Source organism: Mycobacterium lacus (genome assembly GCF_010731535.1).
In the GTDB taxonomy this organism is placed as follows: Bacteria; Actinomycetota; Actinomycetes; order Mycobacteriales; family Mycobacteriaceae; genus Mycobacterium; species Mycobacterium lacus.
In genome coordinates this window covers 2,032,836-2,053,984 of sequence record NZ_AP022581.1, presented here as the reverse complement: position 1 = coordinate 2,053,984, position 21,149 = coordinate 2,032,836, and the positions used below count along the sequence as shown (strand labels likewise).

Here is a 21,149-nt window from a genome sequence, read left to right as displayed (position 1 = left end):
CACCTCAGGACACCATGAACGGCATGCCGACGGCGGTGACGATGATGTTGATGACGAACAAGACGATGAAGGCGAACACCACGGTTTCGTTCACCGCTCTGCCGACGCCGGCCGGGCCACCGCCGACCGACATGCCCTTGTAGCAGGCGATCAGTCCGGCCATCAGCCCGAATAAGGTCGCCTTGATCATCGAGATGACGACGTCGACCGTGTGGGTCAGCGTGGTCAGACCCGTCACCCACGCACCCGCCGAGACATGCATGAGAAACACGGAACACAAGAACGCGCCGATGAGACCGGTCGCCGTCACCACCGAACTCAGGGCCAGCGAGACCGTTGTGGCCGCCAGCACCCGGGGAACGGCCAGCGCTTGGATCGGGTTGATGCCCATGACCCGTAGCGCGTCGAGTTCCTCACGAATGGTTCGCGCGCCCAGGTCCGCGCACATGGCGGTGGCGCCCGCGCCCGCGACCACCAAGACCGTGACTATTGGGGCGCTTTGGTCCACGGTGAAGATCGCGCAACCGGTGCCGGAAAAATCCGCGGCACCGATGTCGGTCAGCAGGACGTTGAAGAGGAACCCCGAAATCACCGCCCACGGGATCGTCATCAACACCCCTGGCAGCGTCGACACCCGCGCCACGAACCAGCACTGAAACAGGTATTCGCGCCACGCGAAAGGTGGCCGGAACATCGACACGAAGGTGTCCAGTGTCATCGCGAAGAAGTCGCCCATCGCGCCTACCGGCCTCGTGACTGGATGAGCCGCTTGGTCGACCGCGATCACCATGTCGCCGCGCACCCCCGGACAGGTCGAACTGGACGAGTGACACCGCCGAGGGTACGCGACCCAACACCCATATGTCCATAGCCGGTACGCAATATATTCAGGACTAAATCTGTAAACATCCAAGCAAAACCCCAGTTATGCCCAGTGATGTATATTGCTAGTACTGCTTGGTAAGGGGTCTAGTGTCGCCCCGCGGGTGCGCCCGACGGACACAACTTGATCGCTCTGTGCATGCGACAAATCGTGCGGAGGCAGCGTCGGCGCACGTGCGGCTGGCCAGCGTGCCCGAATTCGCCTGAGGCCAGGCGTACGCACCACTACCGAGCCCGATGTTGCAGGCGTGCCGAACGGGCGAGCCATGAATCCGCCAAATATGTCTATGAGTGATATGCCAGACTAGTGACATCTGACCCACAAATACCCATGTCGTAGCGCATGTATCATGCCTGATGTATTTTATGGGTCCGAGAGAAGGCGATACCCCTTAAGGAGCTGTTCGCATGACCGATACCAGGGAAGCCAGCGAGAAGGTCGTCCGCGACTTTCTCGGCTCCTGGCAGGGACGCAGCCTCGAAACCATCTGTAGCGCCTTCGCCGACGACGCGGTCTACCACAACGTGCCCGTCGAGCCGATCGAGGGCATTGCCGGCATCCGCTCGATTTTCCAGTCTTTTCTGGACGCGTTCTGCGACGCCAAGCTCGATATCGTCACACTGGCAGCCGAGCCCGGCCGGGTGCTCGTCGAACGAGTCGACTACTTCACCATGAATGACGGCCGCAAAGTCGTGCTTCCCGTGGCCGGCGTGTTTGAGGTGAACAATGGCAAGATCACTCGCTTCAGCGACTACTTTGACCTTGCGGACTTCGAGCGGCAGAGCGGGATGAAGCTATAGGGGGGGTCGAGTCGATGGAAACCGTCGCCCAACCCGTTAGGCGCCGGCCAAAGGACCGGAAGCAACAAATTCTCGAGCAGGCCGTCAGGCTCTTTATCGACCGCGGCTTCCATTCGGTCAAGTTGGAGGACATCGCCGAGGCAGCGGGAGTGACCGCGCGCGCGCTGTATCGGCACTACGACAACAAGCAGGCGTTGCTCGCCGAGTCGATCCGGACCCGCCAGGAGCAGTACCAGAGCGCGCGTCGGCTCACCGATGGCCAGGCGGAGCCGACACTTCGGCCGCTGAGCGCCGATCTGCCGGACCTGATCGCAGCGGCCGTCGCATCCCGGTCCTTGACGGTGTTGTGGCAGCGCGAGGCTCGTTACCTCAACGAAGCCGACCGCGCGGAGGTCCGGCACCGCATACAAGCGATCGTGGCCGGCATCCGCGCCAGCGTCCTGTTGGAGGTGCCTGACCTGAGCCCGCCGCACTCGGAGCTGCGCGCGTGGGCGGTGTCCTGCACGCTCACCAGCCTGGGCAGGCACAATCTGACCCTTCCGGCCGACGAACTCAACGACTGCCTGTACCAAGCGTGCATGGCGGCGGCGACGACGCCTCCCGTGTGCGAGCTGACGCCCCTTCCGAACGTCGCTGCGGCGCCGGACGGGGAAGGTGTGCTGTTCTCTCGCTACGAAACCCTGCTGGCCGCGGGCGCGCGACTGTTCCGCGCGCAGGGTTACCCGGCCGTCAGCACCAGCGAGATTGGAAAGGGGGCCGGAATCGCGGGTCCCGGGCTGTACCGCTCGTTCCCTTCCAAGCAAGCCATCCTGGATGCGCTGGTTCGGCGCCTCGACGAGTGGCGCAGTCTCGAGTGCATCCGCGTGCTACGCGCGAATCAGCAAGCGGCGCAGCGTCTCCGGGGACTTGTCGAAGGTTATGTACGCGTCAGTCTGGACGATCCGGATCTGGTGGCCGTGTGCGTTACCGAACTCTCGCACGCTTCCGGCGAGGCGCGCGACGGTTACATCAGGAATCAGACCGACCGCGAGAACGTGTGGATCGAGCTGATCCGCGCGCTGGTCCCCCAGACGACCGTCGCACGGGCGCGACTGCTCGTCGCGTCGGCGATCAGCTTCATCGAAGACGTCGCGCGCACATGGCATCTCACCCGCTATGCCGGCGTAGCGGACGAGATTACCGCCCTGGCGATGGCGATCCTGACCAGCGCGGCTTGAAAGTATCCACGACTCGGTGGCGCGCCCAGAACGGCGGCCTCGGCCCCAAGCACTACGGCTTGCTCGACCTCATGCCTGCCGGCGATGCCGACCAGGCGGCAACGTCTTCGTGGTGCGACGTCAATCGGGTTGGTCGTCATCGTCGGGTTCGCACAGGATTTTCTCGGGGTGGTGGTACCGATTAATTCGCGGTTGCCCGTGGTCTAGATGGGCCGACGGTAGCCACTCGACCTCGCCGTGGCTGTTGGTGCGGGTTTTCCAGCCTTTTTCGACAAGGCGGTTGTGCGGGCCGCAGGCCAGTGTGAGGTCGTTGATGTCGGTGCGCCCGGTGGCCGCCCACGCCGTCACATGATGCACCTCACTGTGGTAGGCCGGGGCATCGCAACCCGGCTTTGTGCACCCACGATCCTTTGCGTAGAGCATGATTCGCTGTGCCGGGGACGCTAGCCGCTTGGCGTGATACAGCGCCAGGGGTTTGCCACCATCGAAAAGCGCGAGGTAGTGGTGCGCGCTGCTCGCCATGCGAATCAGGTCCGACATCGGCACCCGGGAACCGCCCCCGGTCACACCCTTGCCGGCGGCGGCTTCCAGTTCCTTCAGCGTGGTGGTAACGACGATGGTGACGGGCAACCCCCGATGCTGCCCCAGCTCGCCGGAGGCCAACAGCCCGCGCAGCCCGGCCAAAAATCCATCATGATTGCGCTGGGCCTGGCTGCGGGTGTCCCGCTTGACCGCGTCCTCATCGGGTGTGTCATCCACGACCGGGGTTTCATCGTCGGGGTTGCAGGCCCCGGGTGCGGCCAGCTTGGCCAACACGGCCTCGATCGCGGCCCGCAACTCCGGGGTCACCAGGCCGCTCATGCGCGACATCCCATCGAATTCCTGCTTACCCAACGTGATGCCGCGCTTGCGGGCGCACTCCTCGTCGGAAAAGTTGCCGTCGGGATTGAGCCAGTCCATCAGCTGAGTGGCCAGCCCGCGCAGGTCGTGGGGGCGACGGGTGGTGGCCAGGTCGGCTAGCTGCGCTTCGGCGGCCTCGCGGATACCGAGGTCCACCGCGGCGGGCAAGTCCCTGAAGAAGGCACGGATCTCCTTGATGTGCCCATCGCCGATCTTGCCCTCGCGCTGGGCGGCCGCGGTCGCCGTCAACTGCGGTGGCAGCGGTTCGCCGGTCAGGGCGCGCCGCGGACCGAGGTCTTCGGCTTCGGCGATGCGGCGGCTGGCCTCAGCGGGGGTGATGCGCAGCCGGTCGGCCAATGCCGAGCGTAGCCGCCCGCCGAGTTCTTCTTCGCTGGCTTGTTCGGCGAGTTGGTTGATCACGGCGTGCTCGGGTGTGCGCAGTTGACGCTTCACCTGTTCGAGGGCTTCGAGCACTCCCAGCCGTTCCGGGGTCGTCAACACGTCGAACGTCAACTCACACACGCGTTTCGCTTCGCGACGGAACGCGCCGATGACCTCGACGATGTCCTCGCGAGTGCTCGAACTCATAGGCAGAATCCTACGAACCGCCACTGACAAGAACCGGCCGTCATGGTCGCGGAACGATCAGTGACGCAAAATATTTCGCTTACAGCGAAAGCAGCTGCCGCCATCGCGATTCCGGGCAGCGTGGAGCCGTTCTCTGCCTGGTGCGTCGAACAGGGTCGGGAGCCTGATTCCCCGGAGGCCCGCGCCGAGTATGCCGCGCACTTGACAGCGCAGGGCGACCACGACGTGATCGCCTGGCCGCCGGGCCGCAACCTGCAGTGCTGGTGCGGATCCGGGCGAAAGTACAAAAAGTGTTGTGCCGCAATGTCGTTCATCGACACGGAATCTGCGTCGTGAAGACGACCCGCTTGTAGGTGACGTTGCACGACGTCAAGCCGGCGCTCGCCCGGGTGATCACCACAGCGCGGCGATTGTCCCGCCGTCGGCAATCTGCGTGGTGCCGTTGATCATTGACGCATCATCGGACAACAGAAAGGCCACGATGCTGGCCATCTCTTCCGGTGCGGCCATGCGGCCCTGCAGGCGGGCGATCATCGCGCGCGCGCCGCCCTCGCCGAGCGCTTCGTCGAACATCGTCATCGCCGTCTGCTGCATCGGTGTGTCGACGAACGCGGGCAACAGCGCGTTGGCGCGAATGCCCGACGAGCGCAGCTCCGCTGCGGTGACGCGACCCAGGTGACTGATCCCGGCTTTGGACATGCCGTATGCCGCGCTGCCGGCCACCCCGATGTGGCCGGCCAACGACGACACGTTGACGATGGCTCCCCCGCCCCGCTCGATCATCTTCGGCGCGGCGTGTTTGGTGCACAGCCATGCGCCGCGCAGGTTGATCGCGATCACCCGATCGAAGTCTTCGACCGCCGTGTCGAGGAGCGAAGTCAGATGGACGACACCGGCATTGGCAACGAGCTTGTCGACGCCACCGAACGCGGTGACGCAGGCGTCGACCATGCCGATCACCTGCCGCTCGTCGCTGACATCGACCCGATGACCGATTGCGCCGGAACCGATTTTCAGTGCGGCCGCATCGGCCGCGGCGCCGTCGATGTCCGCACACAGCACGCTGCATCCCTCCGCGACGAGGCGCTCGGCCACCGCGAACCCGATGCCGGCTCCCGCCCCGGTCACGATCGCAGCCTTGCCGGCCAGGTCAGGATGCGTCATGGATTACCTCGCGAATGGCCCCGAACAGCACAAGACCAAATCCTGGCATGTCGTCGGACAATGTGAGCTCATACACCCCGAGATCACGCAGAATCCACGCCACGGTATCCGACACCGCATCCCCGGCTGCGCTGCGGGCGAACAGACCGCAGGCGCGTGGTCGTCCCGGTGGGCGTAGGTACAGGATGACGCCGCTGCCCTGGGCCGACATCCGCGTGAGCGCGCCGCGGAGTTCCCCGCCGCATCGGCACGCCTTCGAACCGAACACATCGCCGGTCAGGCATTCAACGTGGATGTGCACCGGCACAGGTATGCCGGCGTCCGGCGCACCCACGATCACGACCAAATGCTCGCCGCCGTCATGCGCGTCACGAAAGCCGATGACACGGGACTTGCCGGCCCACGTGGGCACGAGCGCCTCTGTGAGCCGGACCACCTGTGGTTCGGTGCGCCGCCGATACGCGACGAGTTCGTCGATCGAGACCACGGCCAGCGCGTGTTCGACGGCGAATTCGACTAACTCGGTGCCGCGGGCCATCCGTGCGGGATCGCGGTGGGAGACGATTTCAGACAGCGCCGCGGCACGTCGACGTCCGGCCAGGTAGGCCAGGTCGACAGCTGCCTCGGCGGGTCCCTGCCGGCCAAGCACACCGTGAGTCCGGGTCTGCAGCGGGACAACATGGCCCGGGCGAAGGAAGTCCGAAGCATCCGATCCGGGCGACGCGAGTGCGGCGATCGTCCTGGCGCGGTCGCCTGCCGAGATTCCGGTGCCTGTCCCGCGAAGGTCGACCGACACCCGGTGTGCATCGTCGCGGTGACACATGGGCGGAAGGTTCAGCCGTTCGCATTCGGAACCCGGCAACGCGACTCGGATATAGCCCGAGGTATGGCGGACGGTGAAAGCCAGCAGCCGCGGGGTCGCGGCCTCGGCCGCGAAGGCGAGATAGCCGTCGCGATCGGTGCCGTCGGTGAGGACGACGGGATGCCCTGCCGCGACCGCGGTGATCGCGCGGCGCACCCGCACATCGGTGGTTTTCATCGGCGCTCCACCGAAAGTCGGCGAAACCGGCTGCCGTGATAAACGAGTGGCGGTGTGTCGGGATCGGTTCCCAGCGCGCGGATTTCGAGCAGGGCGATGAGGTGATCGCCCGCCGGAACCTCGGCGCGCAGGCGGCAGTCCAACCAGGCGCTGGCTCCGTGAATGACCACTGCGCCGCTTGGCAGCTCCGCCCAGGCCACCTCGGCGAACCGGTCGCCGATCGTGCGCGACAGGCTCAGGCAGGTTTGGTGGTGGCCCTCGGCGAGCACGCTAAGGCCGAGACGTGGACTGAGTCGCAACCCGGGCCACGTTGTCGAGCCGTTCTGAATGCAGAGGGAAACCAAGGGCGGGGCAATCGAGACGGGGGCGAACGAGCTTGCCGCCATTCCGATCGGCTTGCCGTAAGCCATCGCACCCACCGCGATCACGCCGGACGGGAAACAGCCGAAGGCCCTTCGCAGTTGGGCTTCGTCAAGACGATCGGCGAGCAACGGATTCACTGACGCAGCCCGCCAAGGAAATCGAGCAGCAACCGGTTGGTCTGCTCGGGCGCTTCCTGCTGAATCCAGTGCCCGACATCGGCGATCATGTGGGTGCCGCGATAGTTCGGCATGACCTCGTGCGCGCGGTCGAGGGCCTCGGCGCCCCAGGTGGTGCCGACGTCGTACTGTCCGCCGATGAACATCGCCGGCGGGGTGAGGGGCTTGCCCTCCTGATCGGCCAGGTCGTGCCAGTCGTTGTCGATGTTGTGATAGAAGCTCAGTGGTCCGCCGAAGCCGGAACGCTCGAACTCGCCGGTGTAGAAATCGAGATCGGCCTCGGTGAACCACGCCGGCATCGTCTCCGGATAGATGAACGCGTCCTTGAGCCGTGCGCCCTGCGCCATGCAGAGCGGGCCGGCACGGATCACGTCGATCGGGTCCATCGATGCCAGGACGTCGGCGTCAATCCCTGCCTCGATGGCCGCCTTGGTCGCCGCGATCATCCCCTCACCGGAGACCGTGTACGTCAGCCCCAAGAGCCACGTCCGCACGTCTTCTTCGATCTCGGCGATGATGCCGTCCTGCGCGGAGAAATAGTCCTGGTACCACACCCGGCCCTCGCCGGCGAGCTCCACGTGGTAGTCGTTGGGCCGACGCTCGCCGAAGGGACTGCCGGGCAGGCCGATGACGCCGCGACCGGCGAACGGAACGCTGACCCCGACCACGCCGGCGCATCGGTCCGGATGCAGCCATGCGAAGGTCCAGGCGACCGGCGCGCCCCAGTCATGACCGACGACAATGGCTTTTTCCGCACCGTAGGCGTCGAGGACACCAACGACGTCGCCGACCAATTCCCTGATGCGGTAGGCCGATTGCACGCGGTACTTCGACGAGCGCCCGTACCCGCGCTGGTCGATGGCCACCACGTGGTAGCCCGCGGCGGCGAGCGCCGGGATCTGATGGCGCCACGAGTACCAGGATTCCGGAAACCCGTGCAGCAGCACCACCAAGGGTCCCGCGCCGTCCTGGACGGCATGGATCCGGGTGCCCCGACAGTTCAAGTTTCGATGGACCTGCGACATCTTCGCCTCACTCCTAAGCACCCACAAGTTGATCCACGGGGGTGGCTGGGACCGAACGGTTTTCGTAGTTGCGGGCGATCAGCGTCTTCTCCCCCGACAATCGGGTGCGCGCCCACTTCCCGATGACGCGGCTGGCGATCCCGGGCTTCATCAGCGCCGACGGTGGCTTGACGAGGTGGACGACGGCCAGAAACTCGCGGTAGGCGCCCAGATCGTCGTGCACCAGCTCCACCAGGCGGTCCATGTACCACGTCAGTACGCGGAAATAGAACGGGCGCTTCTTGTCGACGTCCTTCATCCAGTCGAAGCGCAGGTTCTGCTCCCGGATCACGAACCAGGCCGTGTCGGCCATCTTGGCGATCGACCGGTAGTACCGGCGCGGCAGATCGCGATGTCGGCCACCGTACTTGGCCAGCAACACCTGCATCTCCCGAACTTCCTTGAGCGCCAGGCTCATACCGAGCCCGGAGACCGGGTCGGCGCTGGTGTACGCGTCACCAACGGCCACCAGCGCGCGCGGCAGATTGCGCTTCTTCTCGTAGCGCAGACGAAGCATGTTGGGATAACGGAAGTTGTAGATCGGCGAGGCAGGCTCCAGCCCGTCGATATTCTCCCCGATCACCGGTGACGGCATGAGATCGGCGAATTCCCGGAACTCGCGGGCGGTACGCGGTGGTGAGTAGCAGTTGTACGCCACCAACGACGTGGACAGGATAGTGCGCGAGCTGTCGGTGTAGTACTGCGCGGCGTAGGTGTCCTCGAAGGGACGGTATGCATAGCAGATCACCATCACCTTGTCCTGCCATCGCCGCTCCGGTGGAACCCGGTGCTGCATCGTGGAGTAGAAGCAGTTGATGATGTCCTGCTCGACCTCGGGGGCCCCAATGCCGATGCGCTCCAAGAACTCCGGAACACGGGTGTTCTTGCCGGAGGCGTCCACGACGAACTCGGCGGGTACCACCTCGAGTTGGCCATCCTCGTGCTGGACGGCGACGCCGATGACGGAGTTGGCGGCGCGATCGAACACCAGGTCGGTGACCTCCGACTCGTAGCGGAAGTCGACCCGCGGTTCGTCGTCCAGCCGGCGGCGCACACACCATTCCAGCAGCGGACGCCCGGCGCAGACGATCTCGATGTCGCTGGTGCCGGGCTTCTTCCAGGTGCCACCCAGGCGAATCCGGTACTGGGCGGCCATGTCGACCCTGAACGCACCTTCGCGCACCATGTCGTCGACGATGCCGGGGAAGAAGCGCTCCAATTCGATCTGTCCGGCGGTCAGCAGGTGATGGAGGTGCCAGCCCTGGGCCGCGCCCGGCCTGCCCTCGCGGCGGCGATGCGGGCCGTCCTTCTCGAGCACGATGACCCGATCGAAGGTTTCGCTGCATACCTTGGCCGCGGCGATGCCCGCGATGCTGCCGCCGATCACCACCGCGGTGCCGCGGCCGCGGCGGCGCACTTCGGCGATGTCCACGCCCGCGGGATCGAGGTGGGCCGGCCTACGGCTCCGCGCCGCGCCACTGGCCACAAACTTCTCGTAGTACAGCCCGACACGATGGAAACCGTTGCCGTCCAGCCAGGTTCGGGCGGCTTCGACCATCGCGCCCGGGCCGCAGAGATAGACGTCGGCGTCGCCGCCGGCCAGCATCCGCTCCTCCAGCAGATCGGTGACCAGCCCCGTCCGCCCGTCCCAGTCGGCGTCCGGGCGCGCGACGATGACATGCAGTTCCAACCCGGGAACACGGCGCTTCAGCGCCTTCAGTTCGTCGAGCTTGCACAGGTCTTCGGCGGCCGTCACGCCGTAGAGCAGGTGGACCGGGTGGGCGGTATCGGCGCCCAGGCTCTGGGCCATCGCCAGGATCGCCGACAGACCCGTGCCGCCCGCGACCAGGATCACCGGCCGCACGACGGGGCGCAGGTAGAAGTTGCCCTTGCTGCACCGCAGCGCAATGTGGTCACCCGGCTTCGCGCGGTCGCGCAGGTAGTTCGACATCACGCCGTCCGGCAGCAGCCGGATGATGAACTCTAATTCGCTGCCCCCGTCGGGGGGATGCGCGTAGGAATAGTTACGCCATGCGTTCGTGCCGGGAACCTGCAACTGGGCGAACTGGCCCGCTTTGTAGTTCAGAGCGCCGGCCTTGGACGAGAAACCCGTCGACACGTCCACCCGCAGGATGGCGGTGCTGGGCGACACCAAGTCGACCGCGGTCACCACACCGTCGCCGGTGACCAGCAGTGCGGCGTTGTCGTCGGCGGGATACTGCAGTTCGATCCGGCAATCGGACTCCGCGAACGTCTGGCATGTGAGGATCTTTCGTGCCTCGCGCTCGACATCGGACAGTCCCTCGGTGCGCCCCATCTCGTAGCGGCCGGCGGTACAGGTGGCCACGCAGGTGCCGCAGATCCCGCTTTGGCATTCGTTGACGATCGCCACACCGTGTTCCTCGGCGGCATCGAGCAACGTCTGGTCCGGTCGCACCGGTATCGTTTTGTGCGTTCCGTCGGAATAGCCGACTGTGACCTGACGATTCGCCATTGCTAGACGACCGCAGCGACCGGTTTCTTGGCGAGGCGGGCGTTGAGTCTGGGCATGACCTCTTCGGCCAGCAGCCGTAGCGACTCCCTCCACGGACCCGGGTTTTCGATGTAGTCGAACCCGAGAACCAACAGGTGGCCGAATCCACCGACCTGGTCGTAAGTGGCCTCGAGTTTGTCAACCACCGTCTCCACCGAGCCGACCACGAACGTGTTCTCGGCAAGGTATTCCGGCGTCACGTCGTCGTCGGGCACCGAAGGATTGTGCTTGTAGAACTTGGTCATGCCGAACATGCGAAACGTTGGCAGCACGTACTCGCGCATGGCGCGTCCCATGGTGCCGTCGACGGCATACCGGAACGCCTGCTCGTCGGTCTCGGCCACCAGCACCTCGCGCACCAGTCGCCAGTCGCGGCGATCCGGGGTGCGGCCGCTGCGTTCGGCCCCTTCCAGCACCGCGTCCCAATGCGTGGCGACGTATTCGGTGTTGAGGTCCAAACTCATTGGCAGATAACCGCGCTCGCCGGCCAGTTTCAGCGTTTCGGAACCGGCGCTGAACCCGGTAACACCGATGGGCGGGTGGGGCTTCTGATACGGCTTGATGTGGCGCTTCATCAAGCCCTCGAACATCGGCGCAATCCCGTTGGCGTTCCAGTACTTTCCGCGATGCTCCCAGGGCTCGTCCTCGGTCCAGATGCGCAACATGATTTCGAGCGCCTCGCGGGTCATCTCGCGATGTTCGCCGTTCTTTCCGTCCACGTCGTACAGTGCCCAGTCGCCCGGGATACCGCTGGCGCCAACCCCCAGCATGAAGCGGCCTTGGGCGAGGTGGTCGAAGTACGCGACGCGGTGGGCCAATTCGACCGGGTGGTGGTAGGGCAACAGATGCGCGCCGGGCGCGAGCTTGATGCGGCTAGTGCGCAGCAGCGCCTGCGCCAGCAGCAGATCGGGTGCACAGATCGGCTCCCACGGCACGGTGAAGTGTTCGCCGACCCAGGCCTCCACGTAGCCCAGCTGATCGGCCAGCTCGATGATGTCGAGGTCCCATTGGGTGGCGTCGTAGAGGCTGCGCTCTGGCGGGTGGGCCGGCATGAGGAATATTCCGATCTCCATGTTCAACCCTTCCGTTGGTTGGAGCGCGGCAGCTTCTATAGGCATACCACAGTACTATCAAGATACTTCATTGGGCACAAGAGTCAGTTTTTTAGGTAATTTGTGTTGCTACCCGATCATCATGGCCGTATTGACTATGGACATCATGGGCGACAGCCGCGTAATCTCGCACTCGCCACCCGTTCAGCGCGCAGTGAGCAGTAAGGAGCCGCCATGAGCGTCACCGGGGTCAGTCCGGTCGATCGCCGGTCGGATGGAAACCCTTCTGTGCGACCGTTCGAGTACATCGCCTACGAGACGATCGACGACGGCCGCATCGCGGCCATCACGCTGGATCGTCCGAAGCAGCGCAATGCGCAGACTCGCGGGATGCTCGTCGAGCTGGGCGCCGCATTCGACCTCGCCGAAGCCGACGACACGGTTCGGGTGGTGATCCTGCGGGGCGCCGGCCCCTGCTTCTCGGCCGGGCACGACCTCGGCTCGGCCGACGACGTCCGCGAGCGCGCGCCGGGGCCGGACCGCCACCCCACCTATCAGTGCAACGGCGCAACGTTCGGCGGGGTGGAGTCGCGCAACCGGCAGGAGTGGCACTACTACTTCGAAAACACGAAGAGGTGGCGCAACCTTCGGAAGATCACCATCGCCCAGGTGCACGGGACGGTCCTATCCGCCGGCCTGATGCTGGCGTGGTGCTGCGATCTGATCGTCGCAAGTCAGGACGCGGTGTTCGCCGACGTCGTGGGGACCCGGCTCGGGATGTGTGGGGTCGAGTACTTCGGCCATCCGTGGGAGTTCGGGCCGCGCAAGGCCAAGGAACTCCTGCTCACCGGCGATTCGATCGGAGCCGACGAAGCCCACTCGCTCGGGATGGTGAGCAAGGTGTTTCCCGACGACGAATTGACGGACAGCACAATCGAATTCGCTCGCCGGATCGCAAAGCTGCCGACCATGCCGGCGCTGCTCATCAAGGAGTCGGTGAACCAAGCCGTCGACGCCATGGGCTTCCTAACAGCGCTGGACGGCTGCTTCAAGATCCACCAGCTCAACCACGCGCACTGGGGTGAAGTCACCGGCGGAAAGCTGTCCTATGGAACGGCCGAGTACGGGCTCGACGACTGGCGCGCCGCACCGGACATCCAGCCCGCGACCAAGCAGCGACCCTGACTCCGGGGTGCAGACATGGACGTCGGCTATCCGCCCGAAGCGGAAGCGTTCCGCGACCGGATCCGCGCCTTCCTGGCCGACCACCTGCCACCCGGCTGGGCGGGGCCCGGGGCACTGCGGCCCGACGAGCGGGAGGCGTTCGCCCGGCGGTGGCGGCGGGCACTCGCCGCAGCCGGCCTGGTCGCGGTGTCCTGGCCCAAGGAGTACGGCGGCGGTGGCCTTTCCCCGATCGAACAGGTGGTGCTCGCCGAGGAACTCGCCCGGGCGGGCGCACCCGAACGGGCGGAAAGCGACCTGCTCGGCATCGACCTGCTGGGCAACACGCTGATCAGCCTGGGATCCGAGGAACACAAGCGGCGGTTCCTGCCGCGGATTCTCTCCGGCGATGATCGTTGGTGCCAGGGATTCTCCGAGCCCGAGGCCGGCTCGGATCTGGCGGCGGTGCGGACCGGGGCCGTGCTCGACGGCGACCATTGGGTGATCAACGGCCAGAAAATCTGGACCTCGGCCGGAGCCACCGCGAACTGGATCTTCCTGCTGGCCAGGACGGACCGAACCGCACCCAAACACAAGGGTCTGTCGTTTCTGCTGGTGCCCATGGACCAGCCCGGCGTTGTGGTTCGGCCGATCGTCAACGCCGCCGGACACTCCTCGTTCAGCGAGGTCTTCTTCACCGATGCCCGCACCCCGTCCGCCAACGTCGTCGGCGGAGCCGGCGCGGGCTGGTCGACCGCGATGACCCTGCTGGGTTTCGAGCGCGCAGCGCAAATAACCACGGCGGCAATCGATTTTGGCCGAGACCTGGAGCGGCTGTGTGAGCTGGCGGCCGAGCGCGGGTCGCACACCGACCCACGCATCCGCGACGCGTTGGCGTGGTGCTATGCGCGGGTCCAGATCATGCGCTACCGGGGCTACCGCGCCCTCACCCTGGCGCTGAGCGGACAGGTCCCCGGCGCCGAGGCCGCGATCACCAAGGTCATCTGGAGCGAGTACTTCCGGCGGTATACCGAACTCGCCGTCGAGATCCTCGGGCTCGATGCGCTCGGTGCGCAAGGTCCGGGCAACGGTGGAGCGCGGGTGGTCCCGGAGGCGGGCACCCCGAACTCCCCCGCTTCCTGGATGGACGAGCTGCTCTACGCTCGCGCCGCGACGATCTACGCGGGCAGTTCGCAGATCCAGCGCAACGTGATCGGCGAACAACTGCTCGGGCTGCCCAAAGAGCCACGCCGGGAAATCGTGGGCTGACATGGATTTTCGTTACAGCATCGAACAAGACGCTTTTCGGGCGTCGTTGCGAGGCTTCTTGGATGAGCAGGCCGCTGGCGCGCGGGTGCGCGAGGCGGCCGCCGCGGATGGCCACGACAGGAGGCTGTGGCGGCGGTTGTGCACCGAACTGGAGCTGCCGGCGCTGCACGCCCCACCGGAGTACGGCGGGGCCGGTGCCACTCTTATCGAGACCGCGATCGTGTTCTGCGAACTCGGCCGCGCGCTCACCCCGGTTCCGTTTGCGGCGACGACGTTCGCGATCGACGCGGTGCTCCGAATGGGCGACCAGGAGCAGTGCAAGAGCCTGCTTCCCGGTCTGCTCTCCGGAGAAACGATAGGAGCGTTCGCGGCTAGCGGCCCCAACCAGGTTCATCCATCCGGGGCCACCGTGCGGGCCGACCGCCGTGACGGCCGTACCCTGCTCACCGGCGACTGCGGGCCGGTGCTGCACGGCCACGTCGCCGATGTATTCGTGGTGCCGGCGGTGGCCGACGGCGCAGTCTTGTTTTACGTCGTGGCGGCCGACGCTCCCGGCGTCGCGGTTGAGCGCTTGCCCTCGTTCGACATCACGCGTCCGGTCGCCACGCTGCAGCTCACGCGGGCCCCGGCCGAAACCCTGGCCGCGGGCTCGGCGGACGACCTCGAGCGGGTGCTCGATGTGGCCCGAATGCTGCTGGCCGCCGAAATGCTCGGCGGCGCCGAGGCATGCCTTGACCTGGCCGTCGAATATGCCAAGAGCCGAAGGCAATTCGACCGGCCGATCGGCTCGTTCCAGGCGGTCAAGCACGCCTGCGCCGACATGATGATCGAGGTCGATGCGACCCGGGCGACGGTCATGTTCGCCGCGATGAGCGCCGTTGACGGGGAGGAGCTGCGCATCGCCGCGCCCCTGGCCAAGGCGCAGGCCGCGGACGCGTTCGCGCTGTGCGCCGGTTCCGCCATCCAGATCCACGGCGGCATCGCCTTCACCTGGGAGCACGACCTGCACCTGTACCTCCGTCGCGCCAAGACCACCGAGGCACTCTTCGGCAGCAGCGCCCACCACCGGGACCTGCTTGCCGACCGCGCCGGCCTGTCGGCGACCTCGCACGCGTCCGACGGCTAGATTTATGTCGTCGACCGGACGAAGGACATGATCAGCTCGGGCGCGCATTCCTATGACGCGGGCCCCGTCGACGCGCCCCTGCTGGACGAGACGATCGGGGCGAACCTCGAGCGCACCGTGTTGTCCTATCCGGACGTCGAGGCGCTTGTCGACGTCGCCGGAGCCCGCCGCTGGACCTACTCGCAATTGAACGCCGAGATCGACTGGGTAGCACGAGCTTTGATTGCCAGCGGGATCGAGCGCGGCGACCGGGTCGGCATCTGGTCGCCCAACCGCCCGGAATGGACGGTCCTTCAGTACGCGACGGCAAAGGTCGGCGCGATCCTGGTCGCGATCAACCCCGCCTACCGCACCCACGAGTTGTCCTACGTGCTACGCCACTCGGGCACCCGGTTGTTGGTGTCGGCTGAGATCTTCAAGACCTCCGATTACCGAGGCATGATCGACCAGGCACGTTCCGAGGCTGCCGAACCGCCGGAGGTGGTGTTCCTGGGAACCGATGACTGGGCACGGCTGCGGCAGCGCGCCGAACGGGTGCCCGGCGAAGCATTGCGATCCCGGATGGCCACGCTAAGCCCGTCGGATCCGATCAACATCCAATACACGTCGGGCACAACGGGTTCGCCCAAGGCCGCTGCCCTGTCACACCGCAACATCCTCAACAACGGCTTCTTCGTCACCGAACTCATCGGGCTGGGGCCCGGAGACCGGCTGTGCATCCCCGTTCCCTTCTACCACTGCTTCGGCATGGTCATGGGCAATCTGGGCTGCACGACCCACGGCGCCACCATGGTGATCCCGTCCGAGGGTTTCGATGCCGCCGCAACGTTGAAAGCCGTTGAATCAGAGCGTTGTACCGCTCTGTACGGCGTGCCGACGATGTTCATCGCGATGCTCGGCCACCCCGACCTCGCCGCGCGCGATCTGTCGTCGCTGCGGACCGGGATCATGGCGGGGGCCTCGTGTCCGGTGGAGGTCATGAAGCGCTGTGCCGACGAGCTGAACATGTCCGAGGTGTCGATCGCCTACGGCATGACCGAGACGTCGCCGGTGTCCTGCCAGACATTGATCGACGACGACCTGCAACGTCGAACCGAGACGATTGGGCGGGTCCACCCGCACGTCGAGATCAAGATCGTCGACACCGGTACCGGCGAGATCGTCACACGCGGTCAGCCCGGTGAACTGTGCACCCGCGGCTATTCGGTGATGCTGGGCTACTGGGGCGACGAGGACAAGACTCGCGAGGTCATCGACGACGACGGCTGGATGCACACCGGTGACCTGGCGGTGATGCGGGACGACGGGTATTGCGTGATCGTCGGCCGTATCAAGGACATGGTCATCCGCGGCGGCGAAAACGTGTACCCGCGCGAGATCGAGAACTTCCTGCACACCCATCCCGACGTCGAAGACGTTCAGGTGATCGGAGTTCCCGACGACAGGTACGGCGAGGAGCTCTGTGCCTGGATCAAGATGCGTCCCGGCCGCTCGCCGCTCGACGCCGACGCGCTACGGGCGTTCTGTTCTGGGAAGCTCGCGCACTACAAGATTCCGCGCTATGTCCACATCGTCGACGAGTTCCCGATGACGGTCACCGGAAAGGTTCGCAAGGTCGACATGCGGGCCCAGTCGATCCGGCTGCTCGGACTTTCGAACACCTAGCCGCCCAGCGCGGCCAGCGCGGCGTCGTAGTCGGGTTCTTGCGCGATTTCCGGCACCAATTCGGTGTACGTGACGTTGCCGTCGGGGCCGATCACCACGACGGCGCGCGCAAGGAGCCCGGCCATCGGACCGTCGGCGATCGTGACGCCGTAGGCCTCACCGAAGCTGTCCCGGAAAGTCGAGGCCGTCTTGACGTTCTCGATGCCCTCGGCGCCGCAGAAACGCTGGAAAGCGAACGGCAGATCCTTTGACACGCAGACCACCGACGCGCCGCTTGCGGCGGCACGCTCGTTGAAGGTTCGTACGCTCGCCGCGCAAACCGGGGTGTCCACGGACGGAAAGATGTTCAGCAACACGGGTTTACCGCGGAATTGGTCGCTGCTGAGCACCCCGAGGTCGCCGCCGGTCAGGGTGAACTCTGGGGCCGGAGATCCGACGGCAGGTAGCTCGCCGACAGTATTGATCGGGTTTCCACGCAGGGTTATCTGTGCCATGCGCACAGTCTGCCAAGGCCGGCGGGGCGCTTTTGGCCCAGGGGCCGCATGTCCTAATTCGTGGGGTATATGGCGTAGACGACATGCCGTCGTCTGGCCAAGACTGGGTCCATGACTCGCAAGGTGGTCGTCGTCGGCTTCCCCGCCGTGCAGCCGCTCGACGTGGTGGGGCCCTACGAGGTGTTTACCGGCGCGTCGTTGCTGACCGACGGTGGCTACGACGTCGTGCTGGCCTCCGTCGAAGGCCACCCGGTGACCACCCCAGCCGGGCTGACCTTCATGGCGGCGCCGCTGCCAGACCCGGGCGACCCCGTCGACACCGTGGTGCTGCCCGGCGGCGGAGGTATCGGTGACGCGCGATCCAACCAGGGGCTCATGGGATGGATCAAGGCGGTGTCGGGCACCGCCCGCCGTGTCGTCAGCGTCTGCACCGGCGCGTTCCTCGCGGCCGAAGCGGGGCTGCTCGACGGCCGCCGCGCGACCACGCACTGGGCCTTCGCCAGGCGGCTGGCCCGCGAGTTCCCGGCCGTCGACGTGGATCCGGACCCAATCTTCGTCCGCAGCTCGGAGACGGTCTGGACGGCGGCGGGCGTCACCGCGGGAATCGACCTGGCGCTGTCGCTGGTCGAGGACGACCACGGCACCGAGGTCGCGCAAACGGTCGCCCGCTGGCTCGTGCTCCATTTGCGCCGACCGGGCGGGCAGACACAGTTCGCGGCGCCGGTGTGGATGCCGCGAGCCAAACGGACGTCCATCCGCGAGGTGCAGGAGGCCATCGAGGCCGAACCGGGGGGCCCGCACAGCATCGACGACCTGGCCCGCCGGGCGGCGATGAGCCCACGCCATTTCACTCGGCTGTTCACCGACGAGGTCGGTGAGGCGCCCGGTCGGTACGTCGAGCGCATCCGCACCGAGGCCGCGCGCCGGCAGTTGGAGGAAACGGACGACACCGTCGTGGCGATCGCCGCCCGGTGTGGCTTCGGCACCGCCGAAACCATGCGGCGCAACTTCATTCGCCGGGTCGGCATCCCGCCGGACCAATACCGCAGGGCCTTCGCGTAATCCGAGTAAGGAGAAATCGATGACACAGATCGCATTCGTGGCCTACCCGGGCTTCACCGCGCTGGACATGATCGGCCCGTATGAGGTGCTGCGCAATCTGCCGCACGCCGAGGTGCGGTTCGTGTGGCACGAAGCCGGGCCGATCACCGCCGACTCCGGAGTGCTCGTGATCGGCGCCACGCATTCGCTGGCCGAAACGCCTTCGCCCGATGTGATTCTCGTGCCGGGTGGTCCGTCGACCCCGGTGCACGCGCGCGACGAGAGGCTGCTCGCGTGGCTGCGTCAGGCCCATCAGACCGCCAGCTGGACGGCGTCGGTGTGCTCGGGCTCGGTCATCCTGGCGGCCGCCGGCCTGCTTACCGATCTCCGTGCGACGTCGCACTGGCTGACCATTCCCGCGCTGAAGGCTTTCGGCGCGATCCCCGTCGCCGACGAGCGGATCGTGCACCAGGGGAAGATCGTCACGAGCGCGGGCGTGTCGGCAGGCCTTGACCTCGCCCTGTGGCTGGCCGGGGAGATGGGCGGGGAAGGCCGCGCTAAGGCGATCCAACTCGCGATCGAATACGACCCGCACCCACCGTTCGATTCCGGCCACACGTCGAAGGCGTCGGCAACCACGAAGGCCGCCGCGACTGCGCTGCTGTCCAAGGACAGCGTCAAGCCGGCCAACCTGAAGGCCACCACGATGCTCGCCTGGGATCGGGCGCTGACGGCGGTGCGCTCGCGGCGACGAAAGCGGGTGGTCAATCCTTCACGGAATCCAGTGCGAACACTGGGATTTCGCGAGGTGCCCGACGACGGTAGCCGACGGGCTCCGACACCGTGATCGACGGTGGATACACCTGTCCGTGAGATCACACTGCGCGATCACCGGACGAGGCAGGGGCGGCCGAAGCGGGTTCGCACACCGGGTGAGAACAGCGCGCGCAACCGCTCGCCGGCGGGTCGCACCCCGCTCGCATCCAGCAGCTCGTCGTCCAGCTCGATGATTTCGGCCGCGCGCAACGGCCACGGTGCGTGCTCGTTTGGCACCCACCACGTCCGTCCGGCCTTGCGGGTGTGTGCGCCCCAGCGGGCGGTGAGCCAGATCTCCAGCGGCGTCGGATCGATCACGTCGCCAACGGCGATCGTCAGCCGGCTGCGCAGCCCGCGCCGCGGCCAGCGCCGCACGCTGTGGTAGGTGATCCGCTGGCCAGACCGTGTCATCCGCATCCTCGCCCAGGTGTAGGGAACGCCGAGGCCGATGCGGGTCACCGCCACAACGGCCAGGCGAGTTGTCTCCAGCGACCGGAACAGGACGCCGTGGCGGCCGGCGTCATCAATCGAGTACAGCCGGATGTTCGTCTCCGGAAAGCTGCCGAAATACGGAAGCGGCACCGCGGTGCCAAGTTTGGTGCTGTTCATGACGAAAGCGACCAACGCCACATAGGTCATGCCATCGGCGAAGACGTCGGGGCGGGTCCAGGGTGCCGGAAAAGTCGCGTCTCATGAGGTCAGGACCAGTTTGAGGGCATGGTCTGGGTGTGTGGCGTGGTGGCGTAGGCCGGCGGCGATGTTGTCCCAGCCGGTGATTCGCAGGATGCCGATGGCGAGGTTGCGGCAGGTGGCCATCACCCGTGGTGCTTGGCCGGTGCGTACCTGCGAGGAGTCCTCGGCGAAGGTGACGTCTCGGACCCAGTGGAGGCGATTTTCTATGCTCCAGTGCCCTTGGACCCAGGTGGCGAGCCGCTGGGGCGGTGCGGCCGTGTGGTTTGCTGAGGTGATCAGGTACACGACCTCGACGGTTTTGCTTCCGTCAACGGTGACGGTGCGGCGCAGCTGGGCGACTTGGGTTGCACCGGGAAAGTCGATCCAGTCGGGAACGTCGGCGACCTTGATCGAACGGGTGATGTGTCGGCCACGCTCAGCGGCCCGGGTCGTGTGGGCGGGCATGTCCTTCCAGGGCAGTGTCTTGAGCTTGTGGTGCAGGGTCGGCATATTCGCCTTCACTGTGAACACGTAGTCGCCGCCTGCGCCGGTGATGAGTGTGGCGGTATCGGTTTGGGTGTGCATCGCATCGAGGGTCACCACTGCATCGTCGAGATCGAGATGCCTCAACAGTGTTCGCGCAGCGGGTATTTCGTTGCTCTTTGCGTCGACGGCCACCTGTCCTAGCACGACTCCGGCACCGTGGTCGAATGCGGCGATCAGGTGTGGGGCCTTGCCACCAGCGCGGGTGCGCGCGCCTCGGATCGTCTTGCCGTCGATGGCGATCACGCGACGCTGCTCGACGGTGAAGGTTCGCGTCCACATCCACACGCCCAATGCTTGGTCGAGGGCGTCGGCATCGAGGCGGGCGAACAATTTGCGCAACGTCGATTCGTCCGGGGCGCTGCCGCTGGTGACTCCGAACGAAGCCAGTGTGCCACTTGCCGCCTCTGCGGCCCATTGGCCGATCGCCGCGAACGACCGGCACCCGGCCAAGGTAGCTGTGACCGCCAGTGCGAGCACCCCGGCCAACGAGTAGCGCACCCCGCGCCGGTCGCGTGGGTCGGGCACTGTCTGCAGGGCTTGCAACAGGCGTTCGTGGCGCGTCGGGTTCGCATCGGCAGGC

General features: G+C 66.2%; 18 protein-coding genes and 2 pseudogenes. 9 read left to right on the top strand and 11 right to left on the bottom strand.

Going from position 1 to position 21,149, the window contains the following annotated elements; translation table 11 throughout:
- Window positions 1-4: 4 nt before the first annotated feature.
- Window positions 5-790: an MlaE family ABC transporter permease gene (locus G6N24_RS09400; RefSeq protein WP_085155877.1), complete on the bottom strand. Its 786-nt coding sequence runs from the start codon at window positions 788-790 to the stop codon at window positions 5-7.
- Window positions 791-1,290: 500 nt separating this feature from the next.
- Between G6N24_RS09400 and G6N24_RS09395 the strand changes: the two genes are divergently transcribed.
- Together G6N24_RS09395 and G6N24_RS09390 are read left to right on the top strand one after the other, a co-directional pair.
- Window positions 1,291-1,683, top strand: a complete 393-nt coding sequence (locus G6N24_RS09395; protein WP_085155827.1) for a limonene-1,2-epoxide hydrolase family protein — start codon at window positions 1,291-1,293, stop codon at window positions 1,681-1,683.
- 14 nt (window positions 1,684-1,697) lie between these two features.
- The gene (locus tag G6N24_RS09390; protein ID WP_085155830.1) at window positions 1,698-2,900 is read left to right on the top strand and encodes a TetR/AcrR family transcriptional regulator; all 1,203 of its coding nucleotides are present in this window, start codon (window positions 1,698-1,700) and stop codon (window positions 2,898-2,900) included.
- Window positions 2,901-3,020: 120 nt separating this feature from the next.
- On the opposite strand, the gene G6N24_RS09385 is transcribed toward G6N24_RS09390, so the two are convergent.
- The gene (locus tag G6N24_RS09385) at window positions 3,021-4,388 is read right to left on the bottom strand and encodes an HNH endonuclease signature motif containing protein (protein WP_085155832.1); all 1,368 of its coding nucleotides are present in this window, start codon (window positions 4,386-4,388) and stop codon (window positions 3,021-3,023) included.
- Window positions 4,389-4,508: 120 nt separating this feature from the next.
- Here G6N24_RS09385 and G6N24_RS09380 point away from each other — a divergent pair.
- Window positions 4,509-4,724, top strand: a pseudogene (locus G6N24_RS09380) (SEC-C metal-binding domain-containing protein); the annotation flags it as partial.
- Window positions 4,725-4,781: 57 nt separating this feature from the next.
- On the opposite strand, the gene G6N24_RS09375 reads toward G6N24_RS09380, so the two are convergent.
- Genes G6N24_RS09375 through G6N24_RS09350 form a run of 6 tightly spaced genes read right to left on the bottom strand, consistent with a single transcriptional unit; the run spans window position 4,782 to window position 11,800 of the window.
- Window positions 4,782-5,552, bottom strand: a complete 771-nt coding sequence (locus tag G6N24_RS09375) for an SDR family oxidoreductase (protein ID WP_085155835.1) — start codon at window positions 5,550-5,552, stop codon at window positions 4,782-4,784.
- On the bottom strand, window positions 5,539-6,591 hold the full coding sequence (locus tag G6N24_RS09370) for a 3,4-dihydroxy-2-butanone-4-phosphate synthase (protein WP_085155838.1): 1,053 nt from the start codon (window positions 6,589-6,591) through the stop codon (window positions 5,539-5,541). Before G6N24_RS09370 ends, G6N24_RS09375 begins: the two co-directional genes overlap by 14 nt.
- Window positions 6,588-7,091: a flavin reductase family protein gene (locus G6N24_RS09365; protein WP_085155841.1), complete on the bottom strand. Its 504-nt coding sequence runs from the start codon at window positions 7,089-7,091 to the stop codon at window positions 6,588-6,590. The genes G6N24_RS09370 and G6N24_RS09365 overlap by 4 nt, the downstream gene beginning before the upstream one ends.
- The gene (locus tag G6N24_RS09360; protein ID WP_085155843.1) at window positions 7,088-8,155 is read right to left on the bottom strand and encodes an alpha/beta fold hydrolase; all 1,068 of its coding nucleotides are present in this window, start codon (window positions 8,153-8,155) and stop codon (window positions 7,088-7,090) included. Before G6N24_RS09360 ends, G6N24_RS09365 begins: the two co-directional genes overlap by 4 nt.
- A 13-nt stretch (window positions 8,156-8,168) precedes the next feature.
- Window positions 8,169-10,688 carry an FAD-binding oxidoreductase gene (locus G6N24_RS09355; protein ID WP_085155846.1) on the bottom strand — a complete coding sequence of 840 codons (2,520 nt, stop codon included), beginning with the start codon at window positions 10,686-10,688 and terminating at the stop codon, window positions 8,169-8,171.
- 2 nt (window positions 10,689-10,690) lie between these two features.
- Window positions 10,691-11,800 (bottom strand): LLM class flavin-dependent oxidoreductase, encoded by a 1,110-nt coding sequence (locus G6N24_RS09350; RefSeq protein WP_085155848.1) that lies wholly within the window; start codon window positions 11,798-11,800, stop codon window positions 10,691-10,693.
- 213 nt (window positions 11,801-12,013) lie between these two features.
- Between G6N24_RS09350 and G6N24_RS09345 the strand changes: the two genes are divergently transcribed.
- Genes G6N24_RS09345 through G6N24_RS09330 form a run of 4 tightly spaced genes read left to right on the top strand, consistent with a single transcriptional unit; the run spans window position 12,014 to window position 17,000 of the window.
- Window positions 12,014-12,964 (top strand): enoyl-CoA hydratase, encoded by a 951-nt coding sequence (locus G6N24_RS09345; protein WP_085155851.1) that lies wholly within the window; start codon window positions 12,014-12,016, stop codon window positions 12,962-12,964.
- Between the two features lie 15 nt (window positions 12,965-12,979).
- Complete coding sequence (locus G6N24_RS09340) at window positions 12,980-14,209, top strand: acyl-CoA dehydrogenase family protein (protein ID WP_085155854.1); 1,230 nt, start codon at window positions 12,980-12,982, stop codon at window positions 14,207-14,209.
- A 1-nt stretch (window position 14,210) separates the two neighbouring features.
- Window positions 14,211-15,335 carry an acyl-CoA dehydrogenase family protein gene (locus tag G6N24_RS09335; RefSeq protein WP_085155857.1) on the top strand — a complete coding sequence of 375 codons (1,125 nt, stop codon included), beginning with the start codon at window positions 14,211-14,213 and terminating at the stop codon, window positions 15,333-15,335.
- 27 nt (window positions 15,336-15,362) lie between these two features.
- Complete coding sequence (locus tag G6N24_RS09330; protein WP_085155859.1) at window positions 15,363-17,000, top strand: AMP-binding protein; 1,638 nt, start codon at window positions 15,363-15,365, stop codon at window positions 16,998-17,000.
- Here the strand turns inward: G6N24_RS09330 and tpx are convergent.
- Complete coding sequence (gene tpx / locus G6N24_RS09325) at window positions 16,997-17,494, bottom strand: thiol peroxidase (protein ID WP_085155862.1); 498 nt, start codon at window positions 17,492-17,494, stop codon at window positions 16,997-16,999. The two genes, G6N24_RS09330 and tpx, sit on opposite strands and share 4 nt — an antisense overlap.
- Before the next feature lie 111 nt (window positions 17,495-17,605).
- Between tpx and G6N24_RS09320 the strand changes: the two genes are divergently transcribed.
- Window positions 17,606-18,556, top strand: coding sequence for a GlxA family transcriptional regulator (locus G6N24_RS09320; protein ID WP_085155865.1), 951 nt, complete (start codon window positions 17,606-17,608; stop codon window positions 18,554-18,556).
- A 19-nt stretch (window positions 18,557-18,575) separates the two neighbouring features.
- Window positions 18,576-19,382, top strand: coding sequence for a DJ-1/PfpI family protein (locus G6N24_RS09315; RefSeq protein WP_085155868.1), 807 nt, complete (start codon window positions 18,576-18,578; stop codon window positions 19,380-19,382).
- 41 nt (window positions 19,383-19,423) lie between these two features.
- Here the strand turns inward: G6N24_RS09315 and G6N24_RS09310 are convergent.
- Window positions 19,424-20,023: pseudogene (locus tag G6N24_RS09310) on the bottom strand (YqjF family protein); the annotation flags it as partial.
- An 18-nt stretch (window positions 20,024-20,041) separates the two neighbouring features.
- Window positions 20,042-21,094: an ISAs1 family transposase gene (locus G6N24_RS09305; RefSeq protein ID WP_163745636.1), complete on the bottom strand. Its 1,053-nt coding sequence runs from the start codon at window positions 21,092-21,094 to the stop codon at window positions 20,042-20,044.
- Between the last annotated feature and the right edge of the window lie 55 nt (window positions 21,095-21,149).

What these genes read in the sequence shown, in the direction of transcription:
- G6N24_RS09395 (WP_085155827.1), top strand. Translation starts at nt 1,291, where the DNA reads ATGACCGATACCAGGGAAGCCAGCGAGAAGGTCGTCCGCGACTTTCTC.
- G6N24_RS09315 (WP_085155868.1), top strand. Translation starts at nt 18,576, where the DNA reads ATGACACAGATCGCATTCGTGGCCTACCCGGGCTTCACCGCGCTGGAC.
- G6N24_RS09340 (WP_085155854.1), top strand. Translation starts at nt 12,980, where the DNA reads ATGGACGTCGGCTATCCGCCCGAAGCGGAAGCGTTCCGCGACCGGATC.
- G6N24_RS09330 (WP_085155859.1), top strand. Translation starts at nt 15,363, where the DNA reads ATGATCAGCTCGGGCGCGCATTCCTATGACGCGGGCCCCGTCGACGCG.
- G6N24_RS09345 (WP_085155851.1), top strand. Translation starts at nt 12,014, where the DNA reads ATGAGCGTCACCGGGGTCAGTCCGGTCGATCGCCGGTCGGATGGAAAC.
- G6N24_RS09335 (WP_085155857.1), top strand. Translation starts at nt 14,211, where the DNA reads ATGGATTTTCGTTACAGCATCGAACAAGACGCTTTTCGGGCGTCGTTG.
- G6N24_RS09320 (WP_085155865.1), top strand. Translation starts at nt 17,606, where the DNA reads ATGACTCGCAAGGTGGTCGTCGTCGGCTTCCCCGCCGTGCAGCCGCTC.
- tpx (WP_085155862.1), bottom strand. Translation starts at nt 17,494, where the DNA reads ATGGCACAGATAACCCTGCGTGGAAACCCGATCAATACTGTCGGCGAG.
- G6N24_RS09375 (WP_085155835.1), bottom strand. Translation starts at nt 5,552, where the DNA reads ATGACGCATCCTGACCTGGCCGGCAAGGCTGCGATCGTGACCGGGGCG.
- G6N24_RS09400 (WP_085155877.1), bottom strand. Translation starts at nt 790, where the DNA reads ATGGTGATCGCGGTCGACCAAGCGGCTCATCCAGTCACGAGGCCGGTA.
- G6N24_RS09390 (WP_085155830.1), top strand. Translation starts at nt 1,698, where the DNA reads ATGGAAACCGTCGCCCAACCCGTTAGGCGCCGGCCAAAGGACCGGAAG.
- G6N24_RS09370 (WP_085155838.1), bottom strand. Translation starts at nt 6,591, where the DNA reads ATGAAAACCACCGATGTGCGGGTGCGCCGCGCGATCACCGCGGTCGCG.
- G6N24_RS09385 (WP_085155832.1), bottom strand. Translation starts at nt 4,388, where the DNA reads ATGAGTTCGAGCACTCGCGAGGACATCGTCGAGGTCATCGGCGCGTTC.
- G6N24_RS09355 (WP_085155846.1), bottom strand. Translation starts at nt 10,688, where the DNA reads ATGGCGAATCGTCAGGTCACAGTCGGCTATTCCGACGGAACGCACAAA.
- G6N24_RS09360 (WP_085155843.1), bottom strand. Translation starts at nt 8,155, where the DNA reads ATGTCGCAGGTCCATCGAAACTTGAACTGTCGGGGCACCCGGATCCAT.
- G6N24_RS09350 (WP_085155848.1), bottom strand. Translation starts at nt 11,800, where the DNA reads ATGGAGATCGGAATATTCCTCATGCCGGCCCACCCGCCAGAGCGCAGC.